The sequence below is a fragment of the Saccharopolyspora sp. NPDC049357 genome, assembly GCF_040677225.1.
GTDB lineage: Bacteria > Actinomycetota > Actinomycetes > Mycobacteriales > Pseudonocardiaceae > Saccharopolyspora.
Genome location: NZ_JBFAQJ010000037.1, coordinates 43,366 through 67,125, shown reverse-complemented (window position 1 = coordinate 67,125; position 23,760 = coordinate 43,366). Strand labels below are relative to the sequence as shown.

General features: G+C 69.3%; 25 protein-coding genes. 11 read left to right on the top strand and 14 right to left on the bottom strand.

The window, feature by feature from the left end:
- Window positions 1-62: 62 nt before the first annotated feature.
- Genes AB0J91_RS25660 through AB0J91_RS25630 form a run of 7 tightly spaced genes read right to left on the bottom strand, consistent with a single transcriptional unit; the run spans window position 63 to window position 4,829 of the window.
- Window positions 63-539: a nitroreductase family deazaflavin-dependent oxidoreductase gene (locus AB0J91_RS25660; RefSeq protein ID WP_363873503.1), complete on the bottom strand. Its 477-nt coding sequence runs from the start codon at window positions 537-539 to the stop codon at window positions 63-65.
- Window positions 540-543: 4 nt separating this feature from the next.
- Entirely contained in the window at window positions 544-732 is a 189-nt protein-coding gene (locus AB0J91_RS25655) for a ferredoxin (protein ID WP_363873500.1), read from the bottom strand.
- Between the two features lie 22 nt (window positions 733-754).
- Entirely contained in the window at window positions 755-1,306 is a 552-nt protein-coding gene (locus AB0J91_RS25650; RefSeq protein WP_210969148.1) for a nuclear transport factor 2 family protein, read from the bottom strand.
- A 1-nt stretch (window position 1,307) separates the two neighbouring features.
- Window positions 1,308-1,502 (bottom strand): ferredoxin, encoded by a 195-nt coding sequence (locus AB0J91_RS25645; RefSeq protein WP_363873498.1) that lies wholly within the window; start codon window positions 1,500-1,502, stop codon window positions 1,308-1,310.
- Window positions 1,502-2,857, bottom strand: coding sequence for a cytochrome P450 (locus AB0J91_RS25640; RefSeq protein WP_363873496.1), 1,356 nt, complete (start codon window positions 2,855-2,857; stop codon window positions 1,502-1,504). Before AB0J91_RS25640 ends, AB0J91_RS25645 begins: the two co-directional genes overlap by 1 nt.
- Window positions 2,854-3,633, bottom strand: a complete 780-nt coding sequence (locus AB0J91_RS25635; RefSeq protein WP_363873493.1) for an SDR family oxidoreductase — start codon at window positions 3,631-3,633, stop codon at window positions 2,854-2,856. The genes AB0J91_RS25640 and AB0J91_RS25635 overlap by 4 nt, the downstream gene beginning before the upstream one ends.
- 2 nt (window positions 3,634-3,635) lie before the next feature.
- Window positions 3,636-4,829, bottom strand: a complete 1,194-nt coding sequence (locus AB0J91_RS25630) for a cytochrome P450 (protein WP_363873490.1) — start codon at window positions 4,827-4,829, stop codon at window positions 3,636-3,638.
- Window positions 4,830-4,998: 169 nt separating this feature from the next.
- On the opposite strand from AB0J91_RS25630, the gene AB0J91_RS25625 reads away from it, so the two are divergent.
- Window positions 4,999-5,760, top strand: a complete 762-nt coding sequence (locus AB0J91_RS25625) for a glucose 1-dehydrogenase (protein ID WP_363873487.1) — start codon at window positions 4,999-5,001, stop codon at window positions 5,758-5,760.
- 70 nt (window positions 5,761-5,830) lie between these two features.
- Window positions 5,831-6,829 carry an ABC transporter ATP-binding protein gene (locus AB0J91_RS25620; protein ID WP_363873484.1) on the top strand — a complete coding sequence of 333 codons (999 nt, stop codon included), beginning with the start codon at window positions 5,831-5,833 and terminating at the stop codon, window positions 6,827-6,829.
- On the opposite strand, the gene AB0J91_RS25615 is transcribed toward AB0J91_RS25620, so the two are convergent.
- The 7 genes from AB0J91_RS25615 to AB0J91_RS25585 form a co-directional block, all read right to left on the bottom strand.
- Window positions 6,795-7,364 (bottom strand): helix-turn-helix domain-containing protein, encoded by a 570-nt coding sequence (locus AB0J91_RS25615; protein WP_363873481.1) that lies wholly within the window; start codon window positions 7,362-7,364, stop codon window positions 6,795-6,797. The genes AB0J91_RS25620 and AB0J91_RS25615 overlap by 35 nt on opposite strands.
- Window positions 7,365-7,605: 241 nt before the next feature.
- The gene (kstR, locus tag AB0J91_RS25610; RefSeq protein ID WP_363873478.1) at window positions 7,606-8,232 is read right to left on the bottom strand and encodes a cholesterol catabolism transcriptional regulator KstR; all 627 of its coding nucleotides are present in this window, start codon (window positions 8,230-8,232) and stop codon (window positions 7,606-7,608) included.
- 107 nt (window positions 8,233-8,339) lie between these two features.
- Window positions 8,340-8,639: a hypothetical protein gene (locus tag AB0J91_RS25605; RefSeq protein WP_363873475.1), complete on the bottom strand. Its 300-nt coding sequence runs from the start codon at window positions 8,637-8,639 to the stop codon at window positions 8,340-8,342.
- Entirely contained in the window at window positions 8,636-9,793 is a 1,158-nt protein-coding gene (locus tag AB0J91_RS25600) for a Rieske 2Fe-2S domain-containing protein (protein ID WP_363793111.1), read from the bottom strand. Before AB0J91_RS25600 ends, AB0J91_RS25605 begins: the two co-directional genes overlap by 4 nt.
- A gap of 104 nt (window positions 9,794-9,897) precedes the next feature.
- On the bottom strand, window positions 9,898-11,487 hold the full coding sequence (locus AB0J91_RS25595) for a long-chain-fatty-acid--CoA ligase (protein ID WP_363873472.1): 1,590 nt from the start codon (window positions 11,485-11,487) through the stop codon (window positions 9,898-9,900).
- Window positions 11,484-12,572: an acyl-CoA dehydrogenase family protein gene (locus AB0J91_RS25590; RefSeq protein ID WP_363873469.1), complete on the bottom strand. Its 1,089-nt coding sequence runs from the start codon at window positions 12,570-12,572 to the stop codon at window positions 11,484-11,486. Before AB0J91_RS25590 ends, AB0J91_RS25595 begins: the two co-directional genes overlap by 4 nt.
- A gap of 103 nt (window positions 12,573-12,675) precedes the next feature.
- Window positions 12,676-13,851: an acyl-CoA dehydrogenase family protein gene (locus AB0J91_RS25585; RefSeq protein ID WP_363873467.1), complete on the bottom strand. Its 1,176-nt coding sequence runs from the start codon at window positions 13,849-13,851 to the stop codon at window positions 12,676-12,678.
- 414 nt (window positions 13,852-14,265) lie between these two features.
- Here AB0J91_RS25585 and AB0J91_RS25580 point away from each other — a divergent pair, with 414 nt between their 5' ends.
- From AB0J91_RS25580 to AB0J91_RS25540, 9 genes are all read left to right on the top strand, one after another.
- Entirely contained in the window at window positions 14,266-15,360 is a 1,095-nt protein-coding gene (locus AB0J91_RS25580) for a zinc-binding dehydrogenase (RefSeq protein ID WP_363873465.1), read from the top strand.
- Window positions 15,361-15,367: 7 nt separating this feature from the next.
- On the top strand, window positions 15,368-16,252 hold the full coding sequence (locus tag AB0J91_RS25575) for a 3-oxoacyl-ACP reductase (protein ID WP_363873462.1): 885 nt from the start codon (window positions 15,368-15,370) through the stop codon (window positions 16,250-16,252).
- Window positions 16,253-16,354: 102 nt separating this feature from the next.
- Window positions 16,355-17,137 (top strand): ABC transporter permease, encoded by a 783-nt coding sequence (locus AB0J91_RS25570; protein WP_363873459.1) that lies wholly within the window; start codon window positions 16,355-16,357, stop codon window positions 17,135-17,137.
- 1 nt (window position 17,138) lies between these two features.
- Window positions 17,139-18,011, top strand: a complete 873-nt coding sequence (locus tag AB0J91_RS25565) for an ABC transporter permease (RefSeq protein ID WP_363873456.1) — start codon at window positions 17,139-17,141, stop codon at window positions 18,009-18,011.
- The gene (locus tag AB0J91_RS25560; RefSeq protein WP_363873453.1) at window positions 18,008-19,354 is read left to right on the top strand and encodes an MCE family protein; all 1,347 of its coding nucleotides are present in this window, start codon (window positions 18,008-18,010) and stop codon (window positions 19,352-19,354) included. The genes AB0J91_RS25565 and AB0J91_RS25560 overlap by 4 nt, the downstream gene beginning before the upstream one ends.
- Window positions 19,351-20,382, top strand: a complete 1,032-nt coding sequence (locus tag AB0J91_RS25555; RefSeq protein ID WP_363873450.1) for an MCE family protein — start codon at window positions 19,351-19,353, stop codon at window positions 20,380-20,382. The genes AB0J91_RS25560 and AB0J91_RS25555 overlap by 4 nt, the downstream gene beginning before the upstream one ends.
- Window positions 20,379-21,392: an MCE family protein gene (locus tag AB0J91_RS25550; RefSeq protein WP_363873447.1), complete on the top strand. Its 1,014-nt coding sequence runs from the start codon at window positions 20,379-20,381 to the stop codon at window positions 21,390-21,392. The genes AB0J91_RS25555 and AB0J91_RS25550 overlap by 4 nt, the downstream gene beginning before the upstream one ends.
- Window positions 21,389-22,594, top strand: coding sequence for an MCE family protein (locus tag AB0J91_RS25545; RefSeq protein WP_363873444.1), 1,206 nt, complete (start codon window positions 21,389-21,391; stop codon window positions 22,592-22,594). Before AB0J91_RS25550 ends, AB0J91_RS25545 begins: the two co-directional genes overlap by 4 nt.
- Window positions 22,591-23,760, top strand: a complete 1,170-nt coding sequence (locus tag AB0J91_RS25540; RefSeq protein WP_363873441.1) for an MCE family protein — start codon at window positions 22,591-22,593, stop codon at window positions 23,758-23,760. Before AB0J91_RS25545 ends, AB0J91_RS25540 begins: the two co-directional genes overlap by 4 nt.

Genomic DNA, 23,760 nt, shown 5'->3' with positions numbered 1-23,760 from the left:
CGCGCGAAATTCGAGTCCACAACTTTCGACTCGAATTTCGCGCGAAATTCGAAGGTGGCCGGTCAGGCGGGTTCGCAGATGACCACCGGGATCTCGCGTTCGGTCCAGGCCTGGTAGTCGTCGAAGTCCGCGTAGACCTCCAGCAGGCGGGGCCAGAGCTCGGCCCGCTCCTCCGGGCTCGCGGTGCGGGCGCGCATGCGGCGGACGTCGCGCTTGACCTGGACCGTGACCTCCGGGTTCTCCCTGATGTTGTGGTACCAGGCCGGGTGCTTGGGCAGTCCGCCCTGCGAGGCGACCAGGATGACCCGGTCGCCGTCGGGCATGTGCAGCAGCGGCGCGGTGCGGGGCTGGCCGCTGCGACGGCCCGTGGTGGTCAGCAGGCAGATCGGAACGCTCTTGCGGAAGCCGGCGCCGATGCGCCAGTTGCCGCCCAGCCGCCCGCCGGTGGCGCGGTACAACCTGGTGTTGGCCCGCGAGGCGACCTTGATGACCTTGCCGACGATCGGCGAATCCAGCTGCGGGGGGCGTACTTTCGGCATGATCTCAGTCTTCCAGCGACAGGGCGGCCTTCGGGCAGGAGTGCACGGCCTGCTCGATCGAATCACGCAGCTCGGGTGCGGGGTCGGCGATGATGTTGAGGTTGTCGTCATCGTCGATCTCGAAGACGTCCGGTGCGACGGCCTCGCACATGCCGTTGGCCTCGCACAGGTCGAAGTCGACCACGATCTTCATGGGTCCTCCCGTTGCTCGCAGGTCACCACAGCTCGACCGGCGCCGTTCCCTTGCGGTAGTGGCCGGGCTGCGGCATGCCGGACGCCGCGACCTCCATGCGCTGCTTCATCCCGGGCGAGAGCGCATCCGCCTTGATCATCTCCAGGAAGAGGTGCGCGGCGTTGCCGAAGTCGAAGAAGTCCCGCTGCCACGACCACCGCATGTTCCCGCCGTAGCGGAACCAGCTGCCGCCGATGCCGGCGACCTGGTACGGGCTGCCGTCGGGCCGCTTGGCGTCGGCGATCTGCTTCCACAACCCGATCACCTCGCCCTTGACGTCGTCGATGAGCACCCGCTGGTACGGGTAGCTCCAGCCGTGCAGGCCCTCCATCTCCACGCCGAGGGCGATGTCGCGGATCTCGTCGCGGCCCACCGTCATGAAGTCCTCGTTGGGACCGGTGTTCCAGCCGTAGGTGGCGTCTTCGGTGTAGAGCTGCGCGAGCGGCTTCCAGTCGCCGAGCCCTTCGCAGCGCTCGTTCTCGTCCAGCCAGTGCTGGACCATGCGTTCCAGTTCTTCCCGAGGGTATGCGGGCATGTCAAGCCTCCTCGATGCTCAAAGCCTGCGTGGGACACTCCCGCACGGCACGTTCCACCTCGGCGCGCAGATCCGCCGGCGGCTCGCTGGTCAGCACGTCGACCTTGCCGCGCTTGGGCACCGAGAACACCTCCGGTGCCTCCACCTCGCACATCGCGTGCCCCTGGCACAGGTCGAGATCGCACACGACTCGCATCAGGACTCCTTCCGACGGCGGTAGGTCACCCGGCACGGCTGGGCGAGCTGGACGACCATCTTCGAGTGGTCGTTGCGGTAGGACTCCGGAGGCTGCGCGAGTTCGAAGCTGAAGTCCCGCAGCAGGACCGAGAAGATCGCCTTGAGCTGCATCATCGCGAACGCCGCCCCCACGCACCGGTGTCGCCCGGCTCCGAAGGGGATCCACGTCCAGCGGTTGACCAGGTCCTCCTGGCGCGCCTCGGCGTAGCGCTCCGGGTCGAAGGACTCCGGATCGGGGAAGTCCTCCGGGATCCGGTTGGAGATCGCGGGGGTGGCGGCCACGAAGTCACCGCGCTCGATCCGCTGCCCCCGCACCTCGAAGTCGTCCTGAGCGACCCGCAGCAGCAGGATCAGCGGCGGATGCAGCCGCAACGCCTCCTTGATCGCGCCCTCCAAGCGCGGAATCGCCCGCAACGAGCGGAAGCTCACCTCGGAACCGTCGGAGTAGAGCTCGTCGAGCTCGGAGACGACCCCGTCCATCACGCCAGGGTTGCGGAGCAGCTCGATCAGCGTCCACGCGGCCGTGCCCGAGCTGGTGTGGTGCCCGGCGAACATCATCGAGATGAACATCCCGGTGATCTCATCGGCGCTGAACCGCAGCTCACCGGCCTCGTCCCTGACCGACATCAGCACGTCGAGCATGTCCCGCTCGTCGCGCGGCGGTTTCCCCGCCGCGGCCCGGCCGTCCATGATCTCCTGCACCAGCCGCACCAGACCGGCCCGCGCTTCGTCACGACGCCGGAAGCTCTCGATCGGGGCGTAGGGGTCGACGTAGGCCAGCGCGTCGGTGCCGCGCTCCAACTCGTGGTAGAGCTCGGCGAAGCGGTGGTCGAGCTGGTCGCGGAACCGCTTGCCGATCAGGCACGCCGAGGACGTGTAGATCGTCAGCTCGGCGAAGAAGTCCAGCAGGTCGATCTCGCCCTCATCGCCCCACCCGGCCACCATGCGGGCGATCTCGGCGTCGATGGTCTGGGCGTGGCCGCGCATCTGCTCGCCGCGCAGCGCCTGGTTGTGCAGCATCTCCTTGCGCCGCTCCGGCGGGGCGTCGAACACCACGCCCTGCCCGAAGATCGGCGTCATGAACGGGTACGCGGCGGCCTGGTCCAGGTCGTCGTCGGAGGAGCGGAAGAAGAACTCGTTGGCCTCGGCTCCCGACAGCAGCACCACCCGGCGCCCGGCCAGGTCGAAGGTGCCCACGTCGCCGCACTCCTCGCGGACGCGGCGCATCAGCGCGATCGGGTCGGTGCGCAGCTCTTCGAGGTGGCCGTGCTCGTCCTGGCCACCGGAGACCTGTTTCGGCGCGAGCAGCGTCATCTCTCCTCCAGCGGTGCTTCGGGTTCGACCTCGATCAGGCTCAGGTGCACGCCGCGCGGCGCGGAGATCACGTGGTGCACGGCGTCGGCGATGTCGGACGCGCGCAGGAAGTAGGGGTGCCGCGCCAGGCCCCACTTCACCCAGTCGTTGAGCACGGCCTCGGTGGTCTTGTCGTCCCACTGCATGCCCATCGAGGTGGAGGTGGGGCCGGGCCGCACGATGCTGGCGCGCACCCCGGTGCCCTCCAGCTCCATGCGCATCGTCCGGGCCATGGCCTCCAGCCCGGCCTTCGCGGGTACGTAGGCGCCCATCCGGGGCCGGGGTTTGGGAACCACGTCGGAACCGATGAACACCACGTCGCCGCGCTGCCGGCCGACCATGCCGGGCACGATCCGCGAGGTGAGGCGGTGAGCTCCGCCGAGGTGCACGTCGAGCTGGCCCTGGAAGCGCGAGCCCTCCATCTCGTGCACCAGGTCGGCGTCGAGGTCGCCCGCGCCGTAGACCAGGACCTCGATGTCGCCGAGCTCCTCGGTCGTCCTGGCCACGAACGCCGTCACGGACTCCTCGTCGGTGACGTCCAGCGGCACGGCGATGGCCTGGCCGCCGTCGGAGCGGATCTTCTCCGCCAGCTCCTCGCACTTGTCGACGCGGCGCGCGCCGAGCGCCACCGGGTGTCCGGAGGCGGCCACGGCCTGCGCGGTGGCCGCGCCGATCCCGGCCGACGCCCCAGCGATCGCGGTGGGGCGGCGTTCCGGGTTCGGTTCGAATCTGGGCATGGCTACCTGCTTTCCACCCGAACGGGCAGGGTCGCGAAGCCGCGCACGTTGCTGGAGTGCACCCGCTGCGCGCGGTCGGTGTCGACGTCGTAGGACTTCACCAGCTCGACGAACTCGGTCAGCGCGATCCGCGCCTCCAGCCGCGCCAGGTGCGCGCCGAGGCAGAAGTGGGTTCCGCCGCCGAAGCTGACGATCTGGGTGTCGGTTCGGCGGTCGAGGTCGTAGCGATCGGCGTCGTCGAAGGCGCGCGGATCGCGGTTGGCCGAGCCGACCAGCAGCAGAACCCGCGCTCCCGCGGGAATCGTGGTGCCGTGCAGGCGGATGTCCTCGGTGGCGGTGCGCGCGACCATCTGGCTGGAGGTGTCGTAGCGCAGCGTCTCCTCGATCCAGTCGCTCACCCGGTCCGGGTCGTGGAAGGGCTTCGCCTGCTCGGCGGGGTTGAGGTGCGCCCAGTGCGCGGCGTTGGCCAGCAGCTTCGTGGTCGTCTCGTTGCCGGCGACGACCATCAGGAACAGGAACGCGATGATCTCCTCGTCGCTGAGCCGGTCGCCGTCGATCTCGGCGTCCAGCAGTGCGGAGGTGAGGTCGTCGGTGCGTTCGCGGCGGCGTTCGGCGAGCATGTCGGCGTAGTAGGCGACCAGGTTCAGCGAGGCCTCCATCGCCGCCTGCGGGACGTCGAAAACGCCTTCGTCGCGGTGCATCACGGTGTCGGCGAGCTCCCGCAGGCGGTCGCGGTCGGCTTCGGGGACTCCCATCAGCTCGGAGATCACGTCCATCGGGAACTTGCCCGCGAAGTCCGCCACGAAGTCGAACTCGCCTGATTCCAGCGCGGGACGCAGGTGGTGGCGGGCGAGTTCGAGGATGCGGGGTTGCAGGTCGCGGACCCGGCGCGGGGTGAAGCCGCGGGAGACCAGCGAGCGCAACCGGTTGTGCCGGGGGTCGTCCAGCGCGAGGAACGACATCGTCTTGTGCGCGTAGGGGCCCCAGGCGGCCGGGTCCAGCGAGACGCCGTTGGCGTTGGACAGCCGGGTGTTGTCGCGGAACAGCGCGGCGACGTCGGAATGCCGTGACAGCGCCCAGAAATCGAGCTCGGCGTTGTGGTAGACCGGCGCTTCGTCGCGCAGTCGCGCGTAGGTCGGGTAGGGGTCGGCGTGCACGGCGTAGTCGTACGGGCTGAACACGACACCACTGGACATGTGTCCAGACGCTAGTACGACTCGGCTCGCTCCGGCAAGCCCGCCAGGGGCTGAATCGAGAACAAGTTCATCCGCTTTCAAGGCCATGCTGCAAGGTGGGTTCCCTTTTGTCGAGAACGTGTTCTAGTCTCGGGTGCGGACGGCTTCGGCTCGGCAGGGAGGGCGGCGCATGGGACGGCTCGCGGGAAAGGTCGCACTGGTCACGGGCGCGGCACGAGGACAGGGCGCGGCCATCGCGCGCGGCTTCGTCGCCCAAGGCGCCTCGGTGGTCATCGGCGACATCCTCGACGCTCCGGGCAAAGAGCTCGCCGACGAGCTCGGCGAATCCGCCGGCTACGCGCACCTCGACGTCTCCGACGAGGACGACTGGAGCGCCGCCGTCGCCCACGCCACCGACGGCTTCGGCCGGCTCGACATCCTGGTCAACAACGCCGGCGTGCTCATGTTCTCCGCGCTGGAGGACACCTCGCTGGCCGACTACGAGCGCATCGTGCGGGTCAACCAGTTCGGCACCTTCCTCGGAATGCGCGCCGCGACACCCGCTCTCACCGAAGCCGGTGGCGGTTCGATCGTGAACTTCTCCTCCGTCGAAGGCCTCGGCGGCATGCCGCACCTCGTCGCCTACACCGCGAGCAAGTTCGCCATCCGGGGCATGACCAAGGCCGCCGCCATGGAACTCGGACCGCGCAACATCCGCGTCAACTCCGTGCACCCCGGCATGTTCGACACCGGCATGACCCGGGAGTTCACCGGCGAGAGCACCGACCTCAGCCCGATCGGCGAGATGGTCCCGCTCGGCCGCATCGGCCAGCCCGAGGACATCGTCGGTCTCGTGGTCTTCCTCGCCAGCGAGGAGAGCACCTACTGCACGGGAGCCGAATTCGTGGCGGACGGCGGGGCCACCGCCACCCACGCCTACTACCGGCGCTGAGACGCGGTGCTGCGAAAGCGGTTCCGCTGCTCGCCTGACGAAACCTGCGACGTCGACGTGAGGAGTGGGTGTGGGCGCTGAAGTCGTGATCGAGGGGTTGAGCAAGTCCTTCGGACCGCAGACGATCTGGCGGGACGTGGGGTTCACGCTGCCGCAGGGCGAGGTCTCGGCGCTGCTGGGCCCGTCCGGCACCGGCAAGTCGGTGTTCCTCAAGTCCATGATCGGTCTGCTCAAGCCGGAGAACGGGCGCTGCCTGGTCAACGGCGTCGACATCTGCTCGTGCAGCGAGCACGAGCTCTACGAGATCCGCAAGCTCTTCGGCGTGCTGTTCCAGGACGGGGCGCTGTTCGGGTCCATGGACCTGTTCGACAACGTCGCGTTCCCGCTGCGCGAGCACACCCGCAAGACCGAGGCCGAGATCCGCCGCATCGTGCTCGAACGCATGGAGATGGTCGGCCTGTCCGGGGCCGAGGACAAGCTGCCGGGGGAGATCTCCGGCGGGATGCGCAAGCGAGCGGGACTGGCCCGCGCGCTGGTGCTCGACCCGCAGATCATCCTCTGCGACGAACCGGACTCCGGGCTGGACCCGGTGCGCACCGCCTACCTCTCGCAGCTGCTCATCGACATCAACGCGCACCTCGACGCCACGATCCTCATCGTCACCCACAACATCAACCTGGCCCGGACCGTGCCGGACAACCTGGGCATGCTCTTCCGCCGCGAACTCGTCCTGTTCGGGCCGCGCGAAGTCCTGCTCACCAGCGAGGACCCGGTCGTCGCGCAGTTCCTGAGCGGTGACAAGACCGGTCCGATCGGGATGAGCGAGGAGAAGGACCAGGCGAGCATCGACCTCGAGCGCCAGCGGCTGGCCAGCGGTCAGATCGCCGCCGCGCAGCGCGTGGTCGGCGTGCCGCCGCAGCTGCCCGTCAGCGCCGGGCTGCCGGAACGTCAGGCCGTCCAGCGGCGCAAGAACCGGGTCATGGGAATGCTCGACCAGCTCCCGCCCGCCGCCCGAGACAGCGTGCTGCGCAGCATCAACGGTCAGCCGGCGGCAACACCCGGTCGGTGATGTCCGCCAGGTGCGAGGCCATCTTCTCCATCGGCAGGTACCCGCTGCCCGCCAAGACCAGCGACCCCACGAACGCCGTCATCACGGCCTCCAGCGCCGACGGATCGGCTTCGCCGACGGCGTCGGTCAGCCGCCGGTAGACCTCCTGGCCGATCTCGTCGCGCAGCCGCTTGACCTCCTGCTGGTCGGCCAGCAACGCCGTGGTGCTGGCTCGCACCAGCGCCGGTTCGGAGGCCAGCATCCGCGCGATCGTGTCCACCACCTGCGCGACGTCCGCGCCGGGCTTGCCGGTGCGGTCCTCGCCGCTGGGCGGCAACGACTGGACGCGCTTCCAGAACACGGCCGTGACCAGGTGTTCCTTGGAGGAGAAGTAGGAGTAGGCGGTGGCGCGGGAGACCTCGGCGCGCTCGGCCACCGACCGCACGGTCAACGAACCGAAGCCGCGCTCCTCCAGCTCTTCGACCGTCGCGTCCAGCAACCGGCGAACGGTCTCGGCGCGTTTGCCTTCCAAGAACTGACGGACGGGCTCGGTCATGCAATGAGCCTAACGTGGTCTTTTTGCGTGGCGGTGCGGGTGGCGGAACCTGAGCGGCTTCGTGGACTCCGTGCGCCACTCCTTATGTATGCCAATACACGGCGTCGCGGCGTACTCGCCACGAAGCCGCTCAGAACCCGCGGCGGTGCGAGTTGCTGGGTGGGTGAAGGAGAAAGCGGCTGCGCCGATTGCCGCGTGTTTCGCGCATTTGCATCGATAACGTGTTCTACCTGTTTGGAATTCATTGGAGGAGTAGTCGGACTGTGAGTTCGAGGCGGTTGGAGACGTCTGTGGCGGAGGCTCGCCGGGTTACCCAGGCGACCAGGTTGGACAGCCAGACGTCGCCGATCACCCGGGCCACGGCCACCTGCTCCTCGCTGGGCTCGCCGTCGCTCATCACCGCGATGAACATGGCCTCCATCATGCGGTTGGCCATGTCGACCTCGGTGGCGGCCGAGGCGTCCGCCGACATCAGCGCGCGGGTGACCGCCTCGGAGAGGTTCGGGTTGCGCTGGAAGGCCCTGGTGAGCCGGCCGAGCACGAAGAGCAGCCGCTCGTAGGGCGAATCACCGCGGATCGGCGCCCGGTCCAGGCGTTCCTGGATGCGCTCCAGCTCGCGGACGAGGCTCGCCACCAGCAGGTGGATCTTGGACGGGAAGTAGCGGTACAGCGTGCCCAGCGCGACGTCGGCGCGCTCGGCGACGGCGCGCATCTGCACCGCGTCGAAACCGCCCTTGTCGGCCAGGGCGACGGTCGCGTCGAGGATCCGCTTGCGGCGGTCGCGCTGGGCGGTGGCGGTGAGCTCGTCGTCGGCCATCGCGTTGAGCGCGTGCCCGCCCTGGCCGTTCCGGTTGGCGGCAGAACTCATCGGCGCAACGCCCCCTAGCGCATTGGCGGAAAGGCGTTCGCGCGCCACCCGCAAGATCACGTTAACACGGTGTGATCGGTAACCCGTTCCACCGGTGTTCTCGAGAATCACTCCTCGGTATCGGGAACTTCCAGAATGCCTTCGCGGAGTGCGTGCTCGATGGTCGCGCGCAGCCGGGGACAGGTGTCCACCAGCGCGGGGTGATCGCCCTCGGCGATGCGGGCGGCGATCTCCGGGCAGTCGTCGGTCGACGTGGTCCACTGGATGCTGGTCTGCTCCGGGCTGAGCTTCTTGACCAGCACCCGCACCCCGCACGTGGTGCAGGGCAGCGGGCGCAGCCCTCCCTCCAGGTAGAGCCGCTGGTCGGCCGCCGTGCCGGCCGGGACGTCGGTGCGGGCGGCCGTCATGACTTGCCGGCTCCCTCCGCCTCGCGGCGGGCCAGGTTCTCGGCGACCTCGGCCTCCCACGCCTGCACGGCGCGAGTGGTGTCCACCTCGAACTCGAAGCGGGAGGTCATCTCCTCGCTGACGTCCTCGACGTCCACGTAGAACTGGTCGTACCAGCGGCGCAGCTGGTAGACCGGCCCGTCCTCCTCGACCAGGAGCGGGTTGTCGATCCGCGACTTGTTCCGCCAGATCTCCACGTCCTGGAGGAACCCGACGCCGAAGGACTTGGCGAACTTGCCCGCCACCATGTCGGCCTGCTCGTCGTCGAGACCGGGCAGCTTCTTGACCGAAACGCCCCACTGGAGGACGAAGCTCGTCGGCGAGACCGGGTAGTGGCAGTTGATGAGGAAGGCGTCGATCGGCGTGCCCTTGAACTCGGTCCACAGCCGGTTGATCATGTACGAAGGTCCGTAGTAGCTGGCCTCCGAGCGCAGCGTGGTGTCGTCGCCGGCGTAGTTGCCCTGCGAGGCGCCCACGTCGGGACGTCCGCGCGAGTGCAGGTGCTGGGTGGCGACGTGGCCTTCGAAGATGTTCTTGAAGTACGTCGGGAAGGCGAAGTGCACGTAGAAGAAGTGCGCCATGTCCACGACGTTGTCGATGATCTCGCGGCAGTTGGAGTTGTCGATCTGCACGCGGTCCCAGGTCCAGTTCGACCACTCGTCGGTGAAGACCTCCTCGATCCGCGGGATCGTGACCTCCGCCGGAGGCGGGTTTCCCTGCGGGTCGTGGTAGACGAACAGCTGCTTGTTCTCCTCCAGCGTCAGCCACGAGCGGGTCCGGGCGCGGCCGGGAACCCGCTTGGCGTAGGGGATGGAGGTGCAGCGGCCGTTGCCGCCCCAACGCCAGTCGTGGAAGGGGCACGCGACCGAGTCGCCCTTGATCTCGCCCTGGGTGAGGTCGCCGCCCATGTGCCTGCAGTAGCCGTCGAGCACGTGCAGCGCGCCCTGGCTGTCGGCGAAGACCACGAGCTTCGTGCCGAACGCGTGCACCGCGTGCGGCTTGCCGTCCTGGAACTCCTCGACGGGGCCCAGGCAGTGCCACCCCCGGGCGAACCGTTGTGGCGGGGCACCGGCATCGATCGTGCGCACCCCGTGCTCACGCTCCGTCCCGCTCATCGCGTCCCTCCATCAGTCACGTGTTGTATGTGAAACAGGTTATAGGAATATGGGTCAAACACGCCATCTGTCGGCGTTACCCGATCGGGGAAAATTAGAACAAGTTATAGATTTTGAGGTTGGTAGGTGTCCTTGAGGCGGCACCACACCGGGTCTCGGGTCCGGATGCCCTCGGCGGCGAGCTCGCGCTTGAGCACCTTGTGCGTGGAGGTCCGGGGCAGTTCGGCCACCAGCCGGACGTAGCTCGGCCACTGCTTGGGGCCCAGATCGGCCTGCGCCGTCAGGAAGTCGTCCAGCGACGCCGGGTCTAACTCACCGGTGGTGGTGATCGCCGCCATCACCGAATCGCCCACCTCCGCCGGACCCGCGTAGACCGCGGCCTCCTGGATCTGCGGGTGGCGCATCAGGATCCGCTCGATCGGCGCGGCGCCCAGGTTCTCGCCGTCCACCCGGAGCCAGTCGCTCGAACGACCCGCGAAGTAGCAGAACCCGTGCGCGTCGAGGTAGCCGAGGTCGCCGCTCCAGTACATGCCATCGCGCATCCGCTCGGCGTCGGCCTCCGGAGCCCCGTAGTAGCCGGCGAACCAGCCGGGTCCGGTGGTGTTCACCAGCTCGCCGATCGCCGCCTCGCCGTTGAGCAGCAGCCCGGATTCGTCGAACTCCGCCGGTGGGCAGGGTTTTCCGGTGTCCGGGTCGAAGACCGCGACCCCGTCGGTGGCCTTGCCGAGCGCGCCCGGAGGGGTGTCCGGGGTGCGGGTGACCGCGATGCCGCCCTCCGAGGAGCCGAAACCGTCGACGACGTGGCAGCCGAAGCGCTCCGCGAAGCGAGCGATGTCGCGCTGGTTCCCCTCGTTGCCGTAGACGACGCGCAGCGGGTTGTCGGCGTCGTCCGGACGCCCCGGTGTGGCCAGCACGTAGGACAGCGGAGTGCCGACGTAGTTGGCGTAGGTCGCGCCGTAGCGGCGCACGTCGGGCAGGAATCCGGAGGCCGAGAACTTCGGCCGCAGGGCCAGGGCCGCGCCTGCTGCCAGCCCGACCGACCAGCCCGCCATCAGGGCGTTGGAGTGGAACAGCGGCATCGAGACGTAGGCGACGTCCTCGCCGCCGAGGCCGAAGCGCTCGGCCAGCATCCGGCCCGGGAAGGCGATCTTGGCGTGGGTGCAGCGCACCGCCTTCGGATCGCCGCCGGTGCCCGAGGTGAACACCAGGACCAGCAGGTCATCGCCGCGGGCGGGCACCGGGTCCAGGGGCGCGCCGACGTGCCGGTCGAGCTCGCGGTGCCAGGAATCCAGCGTGAGGACCTCGATCCCGTCGAGGTCCAACTCCTCCAGCAGCGGCGCGTAGGCGGCGTCGGCGAGCACGATCCGGCAGTCGGCCAGGCGGATGTCGCGCTCCAGCGCCGTGCCCCTGCGGGTCGGGTTGAGGCCGACCACCACCGAACCCGACAGCGCAGCGCCGCCGAGCAGGAAGGAGAACTCCGGGACGTTGTCCAGCAGCACGCCGATGTGCGGCGGTTCGCCGGGTGGAAGCAGCTCGCTGAGCAGCGCGGCGCGTTCCGCGCTGTGCCGCACGTGCTCGGCCCAGGTCCACTCGCCGTCCTCGGTGCGCAGTCCCGGCCGGTCGTCGTCGGCCCTGGCCAGCAGCAGTTCGGTGACCGTCGGCATCACCTCCGGCCGCGACAGCGCGGAGCTCATCGCGCCGCCAGGCCCGCGCCGATCCGGCGCAGCTGCGCGGTCGCCCCGCCGAACGTGAACTCGCTGCGCTTGGCGGCCACGAAGTAGCGGTGCAGCTCGTGGTCGACGTCGATGCCGACGCCGCCGTGCACGTGAACCGCGGTGTGCGCCAACCGGTGCCCGGCTTCGGCGGCCCAGAACTTCGCGGTGGCCGCCTCTTCCGCGCACGGCATCCCCTCGGAGGCCATCCAGGCGGCCTGCCAGAGGGTCAGCCGCGCGGCCTCGACGTCGATGAAACCGTCGGCCAGCCGCTGCGCCACGGCTTGGAAGGTGCCGATCGGGCGGCCGAACTGCACGCGCTCCCCGGCGTAGGCGCTGGTGCGCTCCAGCGCGCCGGAGAGGACGCCGACCTGCACCGCGCACACGCCGATCGTCGCGCGGACGATGAGCTGGTGCAGCGCTTCGGAACCGAGCACGTCGGCGTCGCTGATGCGGACGCCGGAGAGCTCCAGCCAGCCCTCGCTGTCGCCGTCGACGATCTCCTGGCGCTGCATCCGCGCTCCGGGATCGCCGGGCCGGACCAGGAAGATCCGCGGTCCGTCGGCGGTGGTGGCGGGGACGAGGACGAGGTCGGCGATGGGGCCTGCGGGCACGGTGACCTTGGTTCCGGTGAGCACCCACTGATCGCCGTCGCGCTCGGCGCGGGTGGCGGGGGAGTCCGGGGCGGCGCCGCCGTCCTCGGTCAGCGCGGCGGTGAGCACGACCTCGCCGCGAGCGGCGGGTTCGACCCAGCGCTGCCGGTGCTCGTCGGTGCCGAACTCGGCCAGCGTCGTGGCACCCATGGTGATCGACGGCAGGTACGGCACGGGGGCCACCGCGCGGCCGATCTCGATCAGCACGCTGCACTGCTCCAACAGCCCGAAACCGCCGTGGGGCAGAGCCGCGGCGAGCACGTCGGCCTTGGCCAGCTCGGACCACAGCGCGCGGTCGAAGCGGTCGTCCTGCGCGTCGATCTCGCGCAGCCGCTCGTTGGTGACCTTGTCGCCGAGGATGCGCCCGACCAGCCCGGCCAGGTCCTCCTGGGCCTCGGTCAAGGTGAAATCCATGTCGCCTCCTGGGAGGTGGTGTGCGGAGTGGTCGGTTTCGGTCCGAACCGTCCGGGCAAAAAGGACTTCGATCATGGACAGTTCGGACCAGAACCGCCCCTGGTCAACGCTTCGCGGGAGGGAGGCCGAGGCCGACGGCGGCGATGATGTCGCGCTGCACCTCGTTCGTCCCGCCGCCGAAGGTGAGGATCAGCGCCGAGCGGTGCATCCGCTCGATCCGCCCGGCCAACGCGGCGCCCTTCGAACCCGAGCGCACGTACGCGGCGCTGCCCAGCACCTCCATGAGCAGCCGGTACGCCTCGGTGGCGAACTCGGTGCCGAAGACCTTCGTCGCCGATGCCGCCGCCGGGGCGGGGTGCTTCTCGGCGGTGGTGGCGATCTTCCAGTTCATCAGCTTCAGGAACTCCGCGCCCGCGTGCACCCGCGCGAGGTGCTGCTGCACCCACTCCTGGTCGATGACCCGCCGCCCGTCGGACAACCGCGTCTGGGCCGCCCAGTCCCGCACCTCCGACAGCGCCAGCTGCAGCGGGGCGGCGGAGGTGAGCGCGACGCGCTCGTGGTTGAGCTGGTTGGTCACCAGCGGCCAGCCCTCGTTCTCGGTCCCCACCAGCGACGACGTCGGAACCCGCACGTCGGAGTAGTAGGTGGCGCTGGTCGTCGGCCCGGACACGGTGTGCACCGGGGTCCAGGAGAAGCCGGGGGAGGAGGTGGGCACGACGAGCACGCTCAGCCCGCGGTGCTTGCGCGCCTCGGGATCGGTGCGGCAGGCCAGCCAGACGTAGTCGGCGTACTGGATGAGGCTGGTCCACATCTTCTGGCCGTTGATCACGTAGTCCTCGCCGTCGCGCACGGCGGTGGTGCGCAGCGAGGCCAGGTCGGTGCCCGCTTCGGGCTCGGAGTAGCCGATGGCGAAGTGGATCTCACCGCCCGCGATCTTGGGCAGGAAGTGGGACTTCTGCTCGTCGGTGCCGAACCGCATGATGGTCGGCGCGATGCTGTTGAGCGTCAGGAACGGGACCGGGGCGCCCGCGATGGCCGCCTCGTCGGTGAAGATCAGCTGCTCCAGCATGCTGCGGTTCTGCCCGCCGTACTCCTCGGGCCAGCCCAGTGCCAGCCAGCCGTCGGCCCCCATCTGCCGCACCAGCTGCTTGTAGGCGCCGCTGTCGCCGTAATCGCCCTGCGACAGCTCCTGCCGAAGCTCGGGCGTCATCAGATCGGCGAAGTAGGCGCGCAACTCCTCCCGCAGCTTCTCGTGCTCGGGCGTGTAGGCGATGCGCATGCATCCTCCCGGGGTGGTTACGCGCTTGTGAAACACGTTTCTAAAATCATAGACCGGCAGTCGCGATCTGGTCGAGACCAGGCGGTCACCGTCTCGCCATCAAAGGTGTAACGTGTTCTAAAAGCAAGGATCGCAATCCGGGGTCGCGTCCGAATGGAGCAGTGACCGGCTCTGCATTCGCTCGTTGAAGGCCCGAGGGGTGCCGCCCTCGCGATCCCGTGACTCGAACGTGACCGAAAGGTCCCGTTTGATAGAACGAGTTTTCATTTCTGAGTCCTTACTCCGTGGCTGAATGTCCTGCGAAATCCGCGCATCTGGACGCGGCACTTGATACTGAGTGAGAACACATTCTAGTGTGTGTTGGCTAACACCTCCCCGCGCCGTGGCGGGGTCGATCCGGTGAGGAGCGTGCCGATGAGGGCAGCCGTGCTGAAGCAGATCGGCGACCCCGAGCTCGACGTGCGCTCGGACGTGGCCACCACCGAGGTGGGCCCCGACGAGGTGCGCGTGCGGGTCCGGGCGTCGGGCATCTGCCACAGCGACCTGTCGGCCATGAGCGGCGGACTGCCCGCGCTCGCCCCCGGGATCATGGGACATGAGGGCGCCGGTGACGTGATCGCCGCAGGTGAGCGGGTTTCGCATCTGCGCGAAGGCGACCGCGTGGTGCTCTCCTTCGTGCCGCCGTGCACCCGCTGCGCGGTCTGCCTGAACGGGCAGCCGCACCTGTGCGAGGTGCACACGGTCAACGCCTTCGTCTCGCCCCGCTTCGAGGTCGGCGGCGAGTCCGCCTTCGGCTTCGCCGGGTGCGGGACCTTCGCCGAAGAGCTCGTGATCCCGGCCGACGCCGCGGTCAAGGTCGACGACGACGTGCCCTACGAGGCCGCCGCGCTGATCGGCTGCGGCGTGCTGACCGGTGTCGGTGCGGTGCTCAACACCGCGCGCGTCGAGCCCGGGTCGACCGTCGTCGTCATCGGCTGCGGGGGCGTGGGGATCTCGGTCATCCAGGGCGCTCGGATCGCGGGTGCCGCGCGCATCGTCGCGGTCGACCCCGCGGTCGCCAAGCACGAGGCGGCGCTGCGCTTCGGCGCCACGCACGCCACCACGCCCGACGGGCTGGCCGAGGTTCGCCAAGAGGCCACCGGCGGACGCGGTTTCGACTACGCCTTCGAGGTCGTGGGCCTGGCCGCGACCATCCGCGCGGCCTACGACGCCGCTCGCCGCGGTGGCACCGCGGTGATCGTCGGGGCGGGAGGCGAGGAGCAGAAGGTCGAGTTCTCCGCCCAGGAGCTGTTCATCAACGAGAAGAACATCGTCCCCTCCTTCTACGGTTCGGCCGATCCGCGCCGGGACACCGGCCGGATGGTCGAGCTGTGGCGGGCGGGATTGCTGGACCTGGAAGGCATGATCAGCCGGCGGCTGCCGCTGGCGGACATCAACGACGGGCTGGCCGCACTGCGCAGCGGGGACAACGCGGTGGTGCGCCAGATCGTCACTTTCGACCCGAGGTGAGGCGCACGTGTCGAGTGTGGACGGAAAGGTAGCGATCGTCACCGGAGCCGGTGCGGGACTGGGACGGGCCGAAGCGCTCGCGCTCGCGCGGGCCGGGGCCAACGTCGTGGTCAACGACGTCACCGACGCGGCGCACGCCGTGGTCTCCGAGATCGAGGAGATCGGCACCAAGGCGGTCGCCGTCGTCGGCGACGTTTCCGACTCCGACGTCTCCGCCGAGATGATGGCCGCCGCGACCGAACGCCTCGGCGGGCTGCACGTGGTGGTCAACAACGCCGGACTGCTGCGCGACCGGATGCTGTTCAAGATGAGCGACCAGGAGTGGGACGACGTGCTGCGGGTGCACCTGCGCGGCCACTTCCTGCTCTCCCGCAACGCGACCGCGCACTGGCGCCAGGAGTACAAGGACACCGGCGCGACCTGCGGCAGCATCATCAACACCACCTCCGAGGCGTTCCTGCTCGGCTCCGCGGGACAGCCCAACTACGCCGCGGCCAAGGGCGGCATCGCCGCGCTGACCGTCTCGACCGCGCGCGCGATGTCGCGAATGGGCGTGCGCGCCAACGCGATCTGCCCGCGTGCCCGCACCGCGATGACCGAGCAGACCTTCGGCGACGCCCCCGGGGAGGGCGTGGACCCGATGTCGGTCGAGCACGTCGCCCCGCTGGTGGCCTACCTCGCCGGACCGTCCGCGAAGGACATCAGCGGCCAGGTCTTCGTGGTGCACAGCGGCACCGTCGCCCTGCTCGCACCGCCCACCATCGAGCAGAAGTTCGCCGCGCCCGGCGAGCTCTGGACCCAGCAGGACCTGGAGAACGGCCTCGGCGGCTACTTCGCCGAGCGCGATCCCGAGCGCTCGTTCGCCGCCAACGACGTCCTCTCGATTCCATAACGCGGATCGCGCATCGCCACACCGCCGGGCTCAACGGCGGTACGCAGAACGTTTCTCGTCAACGAGGCCGGGAGGAAGCATGGGTACCCAGGAGCGGCGGCCATGAGCGCGCCGGTCGCCGGAGTCTCGACGGCCCTCGGCCACGTGGGCAAGATCGCCACGCTGGCCTGGGAAGTCGTGCGCCTCACCCCGCGCCGGCCGTTCGCGGTGCGCGAGTGGATCCAGCAGGCGTGGTTCTTCGCCAGCGTCACGATCCTGCCGACCGCCATGGTGGCCATCCCGTTCGGCGCGGTGATCGCGATGCAGCTGGGGTCGCTGACCCAGCAGATCGGTGCCCAGTCGTTCACCGGCGCGGCCAGCGCGCTGGCGATCCTGCAGCAGGCCAGCCCGCTGATCACCGCACTGCTGGTGGCCGGTGCGGGCGGTTCGGCGGTGTGCGCCGACATCGGCGCCCGGTCCATCCGCGAGGAGATCGCCGCCATGGAGGTGCTGGGGATCTCGCCGATCCACCGGCTGATCGTGCCCAGGGTGCTCGGCGCGGTGCTGGTGTCGCTGCTGCTCAACGGCCTGGTCAGCGTCGTCGGCGTGCTCGGCGGCTACTTCTTCAACGTGATCCTGCAGGGCGGCACGCCAGGTGCCTACCTGGCCAGCTTCAACGCGCTGGCCTCGCTGCCCGACATCTGGGTCAGCGAGATCAAGGCCGCCATCTACGGGTTCGTCGCCGGGGTCGTCGCCGCCTACCGCGGGCTCAACCCCACCGGCGGGCCGAAGGGCGTCGGGGACGCGGTCAACCAGGCCGTGGTCATCACGTTCCTGCTGCTGTTCATGATCAACCTGCTGGTCACGGGCATCTACCTGCAACTCGTGCCGCCGAAGGGCTTGTGAGATGGCAGTCCTGGAAACGACACCCCCGCCGACACCGGCCCCGGTGCGGCGCCACATCGCCAAAGCCGCCTCCCGGCCCGGTGATGTGCTGGCCAACCTCGGCTGGCAGCTCTCGTTCTACGTGCGCGCCCTGGCTCTGGTGCCGGTCACGCTGACCAAGTACCGCAAGGAGACGATGCGGCTGCTCACCGAGGTCGTCTTCGGCAGCGGTGCGTTGGCCATCATCGGCGGCACGCTCGGCGTGATGGTCGGCATGACCATGGCCACCGGTGCGGTCGTCGGCCTCCAGGGCTACTCCTCGCTGAACCAGCTCGGGACCGCCGCGCTCACCGGGTTCATCGCCGCCTACTTCGACACCCGCGAGGTGGCGCCGCTGTCGGCCGGCCTGGCGCTGTCGGCCACCGTCGGCTGCGGGTTCACCGCGCAGCTGGGCGCGATGCGCATCTCCGACGAGATCGACGCGCTGGAAGTCATGGGTGTGCGCAGCGTTCCGTACCTGGTGACCAGCCGGGTGCTGGCCGGTGTCGCCGCCGTCATCCCGCTCTACGTGGTCGGGCTGCTGGGTTCCTACCTGGCGTCGCGGCAGATCACGGTGTGGGTCTACGGGCAGTCGGCGGGCACCTACGACCACTACTTCCACCTGTTCCTGCCGCCGGAGGACGTGCTGTGGTCCTTCGGCAAGGTCATGGTCTTCAGCGTCGCGGTGATCCTGACCCACTGCTACTACGGCTACACCGCCAGCGGCGGCCCGGCCGGGGTGGGCGTCGCCGTCGGCCGCGCGGTGCGGACCTCGATCGTGCTCGTGACCGTGCTCGACTTCTTCTGCAGCCTGGCGATCTGGGGATCGACCACGACGGTTCGGATCGCCGGATGATCGAAGTGCGCAGCAGACGCCGCTACCAGGCGATGGGCATCGCGTTCCTGGTCGTCGCCGGGTTGTTCCTGGCGGGCACGATCGGGATGTACAACAAGGCGTTCACCCGGTTCGTCGCGGTGACCGTGCGCGCCGACACCGCCGGCAACCAGATGATGCCGGGCGCCGACGTCAAGGTGCGCGGTGTCGTGGTCGGCGAGGTGCGCGCCATCGACGCGGGCAACGGCCACGCCGACCTGAGGCTGGCGCTGCAACCGGAGAAGGCGGGCATGATCCCGGCCAACGCCTCCGCGCGGCTGCTGCCGAAAACCCTGTTCGGCGAGCGCTACGTGGCACTGGACATCCCGAAGGAAGCGGCGTCGGCGACGTTGAGCGCGGGGGACGTCATCCCGCAGGACCGCAGCGCCTCGGCGATGGAGATCGAGAAGGTGTTCGGCGACCTGATGCCGGTGCTGCAGGCGGTGCAGCCGCAGCAGGTCGCCACCACCCTCAACGCCGTCTCCCAGGCGCTGGAGGGACGCGGGGAGCAGCTCGGCGACACGCTGGTGCAGCTCGACCGCTACCTGCAGGACTTCGACCCGTCGCTGCCGAAGCTGGAATCGGTGATCAGCCGGGTCGACGACGTCGCCGAGAACTACGCCGACGCGGCACCCGACCTGATGCAGGCGGTCAACGACCTGACCACCACCAGCCGCACCGTCGTCGAGCAGCGCGGTCAGCTCCAGCAGATGACCGGCGCGCTGACCAGCGCCAGCGGTGAGATGGACCGGTTCCTGTCGGCCAACGGCAACAACTTCATCCGGCTGGCGGGCACCTCGCGGTCCACTTTGGAGCTGCTGGCGAAGTACTCGCCGCAATATCCCTGCATGCTCCAGCAGTTCCAGGCGGGTAGCAAGAACGCCGATCTCACCTTCGGCAAGGGAACCGACACCCCGAACATGGCGCGGATGACCCTGGAGATCACCGGCAGCCGCGGCAAGTACCTGCCCGGTGTGGACGATCCGAAGAACCTGGAGCACCGCGGTCCGCGCTGCTACCCGTTCGTCGAGGCACCGGAGACGTTCCCGCAGTACCCGCCGGGCGGACCGCTCGACGACGGCTCCACCAAGCCGGAGCCGCCGCGGGACCGCGACGCGGTGTTCCCGTGGAAGAAGCCCGGCGGGGCGCCGGCGTCGACCTCGCCGCAGTCGGCGAGCTCGTCGGTGGCCAACTCCCAGCCCGAGCGCGACCTGCTCGCCGCCCTGATGGCCCCGCGCCTGCAGGTCCAGCCCAAGGCCGTGCCGGACTGGACGAGCCTGCTGGTCGGGCCGCTGTTCCGGAACGCGGAGGTGACCGTGCGATGAGGTCGATCACCGCGCCGCTGATCAAGCTGATCGCCTTCGTGGCGGTCACGCTGACCCTGACCGGGATCCTGGTGTCCACCATCGCCGCCAACTCCTCCGGCGACGCCCACGAGTACACCGCGCGCTTCGCCGACGCCTCCGGTCTCGGCGAGGGCGACGACGTGCGCATCGCCGGGGTCAAGGTCGGCAGGGTCACCGAGCTCGAAGTCGACGACGCGGACCACGCGCTGGTGCGCTTCGACGTCGACAGCGCCCGGAAGCTGCCGCGCGACGCCCAGGCCACCGTGAAGTTCCGCAACATCGCGGGTCAGCGCTACCTCGCGCTGGACGCGCCGCTGCGCGATCCGTCCGACGTGCTGCGGCCCGGCGGCGAGATCCCGCTGGAGCGCACCCACCCGGCGTTGAACCTCACCGCGCTGTTCAACGGCTTCAAACCGCTGTTCCAGGCGCTCAACCCGGAGGACGTCAACCAGCTCTCCGGCGAACTGGTGAAGGTGCTGCAGGGCGAAGGCGGAACCGTCGACAGCCTGCTGGCGCACACCGCCTCGCTGACCGGGACGCTGGCGAAGAAGGACGAGGTCATCGGTCAGGTCATCGACAACCTCAACGCCGTGCTGGGCAACGTCAACGAACGCGGGCCTCAACTGGCCGAGCTCATCGACGCGCTGCAGCGGCTGACCACCGGGCTCTCCGAGCAGCGCAAGCCGGTCGGCGAAGCCATCGGCGCTCTCGACGAGCTGACCAACACCACCGCCGGGCTCGTCGAACAGGCCAGACCGCCGCTGCAGCAGGACATCGCGGCGCTGCGCGACGTCACCGGGCTGCTCAACGAGGACCTGCCGCTGCTGGACCACACGCTGCAGACCATGCCGGGGCGGCTGGACCGGCTGACCCGGACCGTCAGCTACGGCGGCTGGTTCAACTACTACTCGTGCCAGGTCAGCGGCAACATCCGCATCGACCAGCTCAACATCAACCTCCCGCTCCTGCCCGTGCCGACGACCCAGTTGCCGGAGAGATGCCGATGAAACCACTACGGGCCCGCAACCAGGTCACCGTCGGCCTCGTCACGATCGCGCTGCTGGTGGTCGGGACGCTGACGGCGTTCTCCGCCAAGGACCTGCCGCTGATCGGCTCCGGCAACTCCTACTCGGCCTACTTCGCCGAATCCGCCGGGCTGGAGCCGGGAAACGAGGTGCAGATCGCCGGGGTGAAGGTCGGCGAGGTCGACGACGTGTCGCTGGAAGGCAATCGGGTGCTGGTGTCGTTCACAGTGGACGGACGCGAGATCGGTGACCGAACCAGCGCCGACATCCAGATCAAGACGCTGCTCGGCGAGAAGTTCGTCGGCCTGCGGCCGGCAGGCGACGAGGAGCTGTCCGAACCGATCCCGGTGCGCAACACCAGTTCTCCGTTCGACATCCCCGACGCCATCGACCAGCTGACGCAGACCACCGGGCAGCTCGACAGCGGCAAGCTCGCCGAGAGCTTCCGGGTCATGTCCGACACCATGCGCGGCGCGCCGCAGCACATGGATCAGGCCGTCAACGGCCTGTCCCAGCTCTCGCAGACCATCGCCTCCCGGGACCAGCAGCTCGCCGACCTGATGCACAACGCCAGCAACGTCTCCGGCATCGTCGCCGACCGCGACCAGCAGGTCAGCAAGCTCGTCTCCGACGGCAACCTGCTGCTGTCGGAGGTGCAGGCCCGCAAGCAGGCGATCAGCGGACTGCTGGTGGGCACCGAGAACCTCTCGCGGCAGCTGCGCGGCCTGGTCGCCGACAACCAGGAGCAGATGAAGCCCGCCCTCGACCAGCTCGACCAGCTCACCGCGATGCTCAAGCGCAACCAGGACAACCTGAACAGGGCCGTCGGCGCGCTCCAGCCCTACGTGCGCGGCTTCAACAACACCATCAGCAACGGCCGCTGGTTCGAGGGCTACTTCTGCGGCCTGCTGCCGCCGCCGATCCACGCCGGCCCGATCCAGACCAACACCCCCGAGTGCGAGCTCCCGGTTCCCGAGGGAGGCGGCCGATGAGCAGGCTCACCCGCACGATCGCCGTGCTGTGCGCGCTGGCCCTGGTCACCGCCGGGGCGCTGTGGTGGACGCTGTCGGCCGGCGGCACCACCATCACCGCCTACTTCGACAAGGCCGTCGGCCTCTACGCCGGTTCCAGCGTGCGCGTGCTCGGCGTCAAGGTCGGCCAGATCGACACCGTGACGCCCGAAGGGCCGGTGGTGCGGGTCGACATGCACGTCGACGACGGGGTGAACATCCCCGCCGACGCCAACGCCGTGGTCGTCGCGCCCAGCCTGGTCAGCGACCGCTACGTGCAGCTCACCCCCGCGTACACGCAGGGCGAGGTGATGGCCTCCGGTGCGGTCCTCGACCGCAAGCGCACCGCGACCCCCGCCGAACTCGACGAGCTCTACAAGAGCGTCAACGCCCTGTCGACCGCGCTCGGCCCGGACGGTGCCAACCGCGAAGGCGCGCTCAACGACGTCCTCAACACCACAGCGGCCACGGTGGACGGGAACGGCCAGGACCTCAACACCACCATCAAACGGCTCGGCGAGCTCTCCACGACCCTGTCGGAGAACCAGGACGACCTGTTCGCCACGGTGGACAACCTCAACCAGTTCACCGGCACGCTCGCCCAGAGCGACAAGCAGATCCGCGAGCTCTACGGGCGGATGGCCGACACCACCGGCTACCTCGCCTCCGAGCGCGAGCAGCTGGGCACCTCGCTGCACTCGCTGGCGATCGCGCTCGACGACGTCCAGCGCTTCGTCCACGACAACCGCGACCACATGTCCTCCAACGTCCGCAACCTCACCGGCGTCACCCAGGCGCTGGTCGACCAGCGGGAAGCGCTGGCCGAGGTGCTGGACCTGATGCCGCTGGCCACCACCAACTTCATCAACGCCTACGACTCGGCGTCCGGCAGCGTGGCCTCCCGCTGGAACCCGCAGGAGCTCGCGCAGCCGCCGATCCTGCTGGTGTGCAGGCTGATCGCCAACGTCACGCCGCTTCCCGAGCCCGTTCCGCAGTCGCTGCGCGACACCTGCGAGAAGCTCAACCCCGTCGTCGAGGGCCTGGCGCCGCTGCCGTCGGTCGCCGACGTGCTGGGCAAGATCCAGACCGGCGCGGGCGACGTCCCGGACCAGCTCGGCAAGGGCGAGAACCCGGTGCCGCTGCCGCTGGTGGACGCGATGAAGCGAGGGGCGGGGACGCCATGACGGCCAGGCGGTGCGCGCTGCTGGCAGGCTCCCTGTCGCTGCTGCTGGTGTCCGGTTGCGGCCCAGCCGGTTTCACCGGTCTTTACAACACGCCGCTGCCCGGTGGCGCCGAGCTCGGCGACCGCCCCTACGCGGTGACCGCGCACTTCCACGACGTGCTGGACCTGGTGCCGCAGGCCAGCGTGAAGGTCAACGACGTGGCGGTCGGGCGCATCGACCGCATCGACCTCAGCGCCGACAACACGACCGCGATGGTGACCTTGCGGGTCAACGGCGACGTGCGGTTGCCCGCCAACGCCTACGCGCGGCTGCGCCAGTCGAGCCTGCTGGGGGAGAAGTTCGTCGAACTCGCACCACCGCCTGACAACGCCACCGGCAAGCTCGCCGACGGCGCGGTGATCCCGCTGGACCGCACCAACCGCAACCCGCAGATCGAGGAGGTGCTCGGCGCGGTGTCGCTGCTGCTCAACGGCGGCGGCATCGAGCAGTTGCAGACCATCGTGCAGGAGCTCAACAAGGCGTTCACCGGCAACGAGGAGGAGATCCGCTCGCTGCTGGGCAACGTCAACGACGTGGTCACCCGGCTCGACGGTCAGCGCGGCGAGATCACCAAGGCCCTCGACGGTCTCAACCGGCTCTCGGCGAACCTGCGCGAGCAGACCGGCAACATCAACACCGCCCTCGACGGGCTCTCCCCGGGTCTGCGCGAGATCGAGGCCCAGCGGGGTCAGCTGGTCGGGATGCTGCAATCGCTGGACAAGCTCTCCGGCACGGCCACCGGGACCATCGAAGCCAGCCGCGAAGACCTGGTGGCCGACCTGCACGCGCTCGCTCCCACGCTGCAGCAGCTCGCCAAGACCGGCACCGACCTGCCCAAGGCGATGGCGTTCCTGTCGACCTACCCGTTCCCGGAGTACGCGATGGTTCCGCTCAAGGGCGACTTCGTGAACACCGACGTGCTCATCGACCTGGACCTGTCCGCGCTCTACGAGAACTTCGCGCGGTCCTCCGGGCCGCCCATCCCGATCCCGGGCCTCACCGATTCCGGCCAGTCCGGTGCCAACATCCCGCTGCCGCCCGGCGTGCCGGCGTTGCCGCCGCTGCCGATCCCCGGAACGCAGCCGGACGGCGGGTTGCTGCCGGGACCGTCCGGAGGAGGTTCCTGA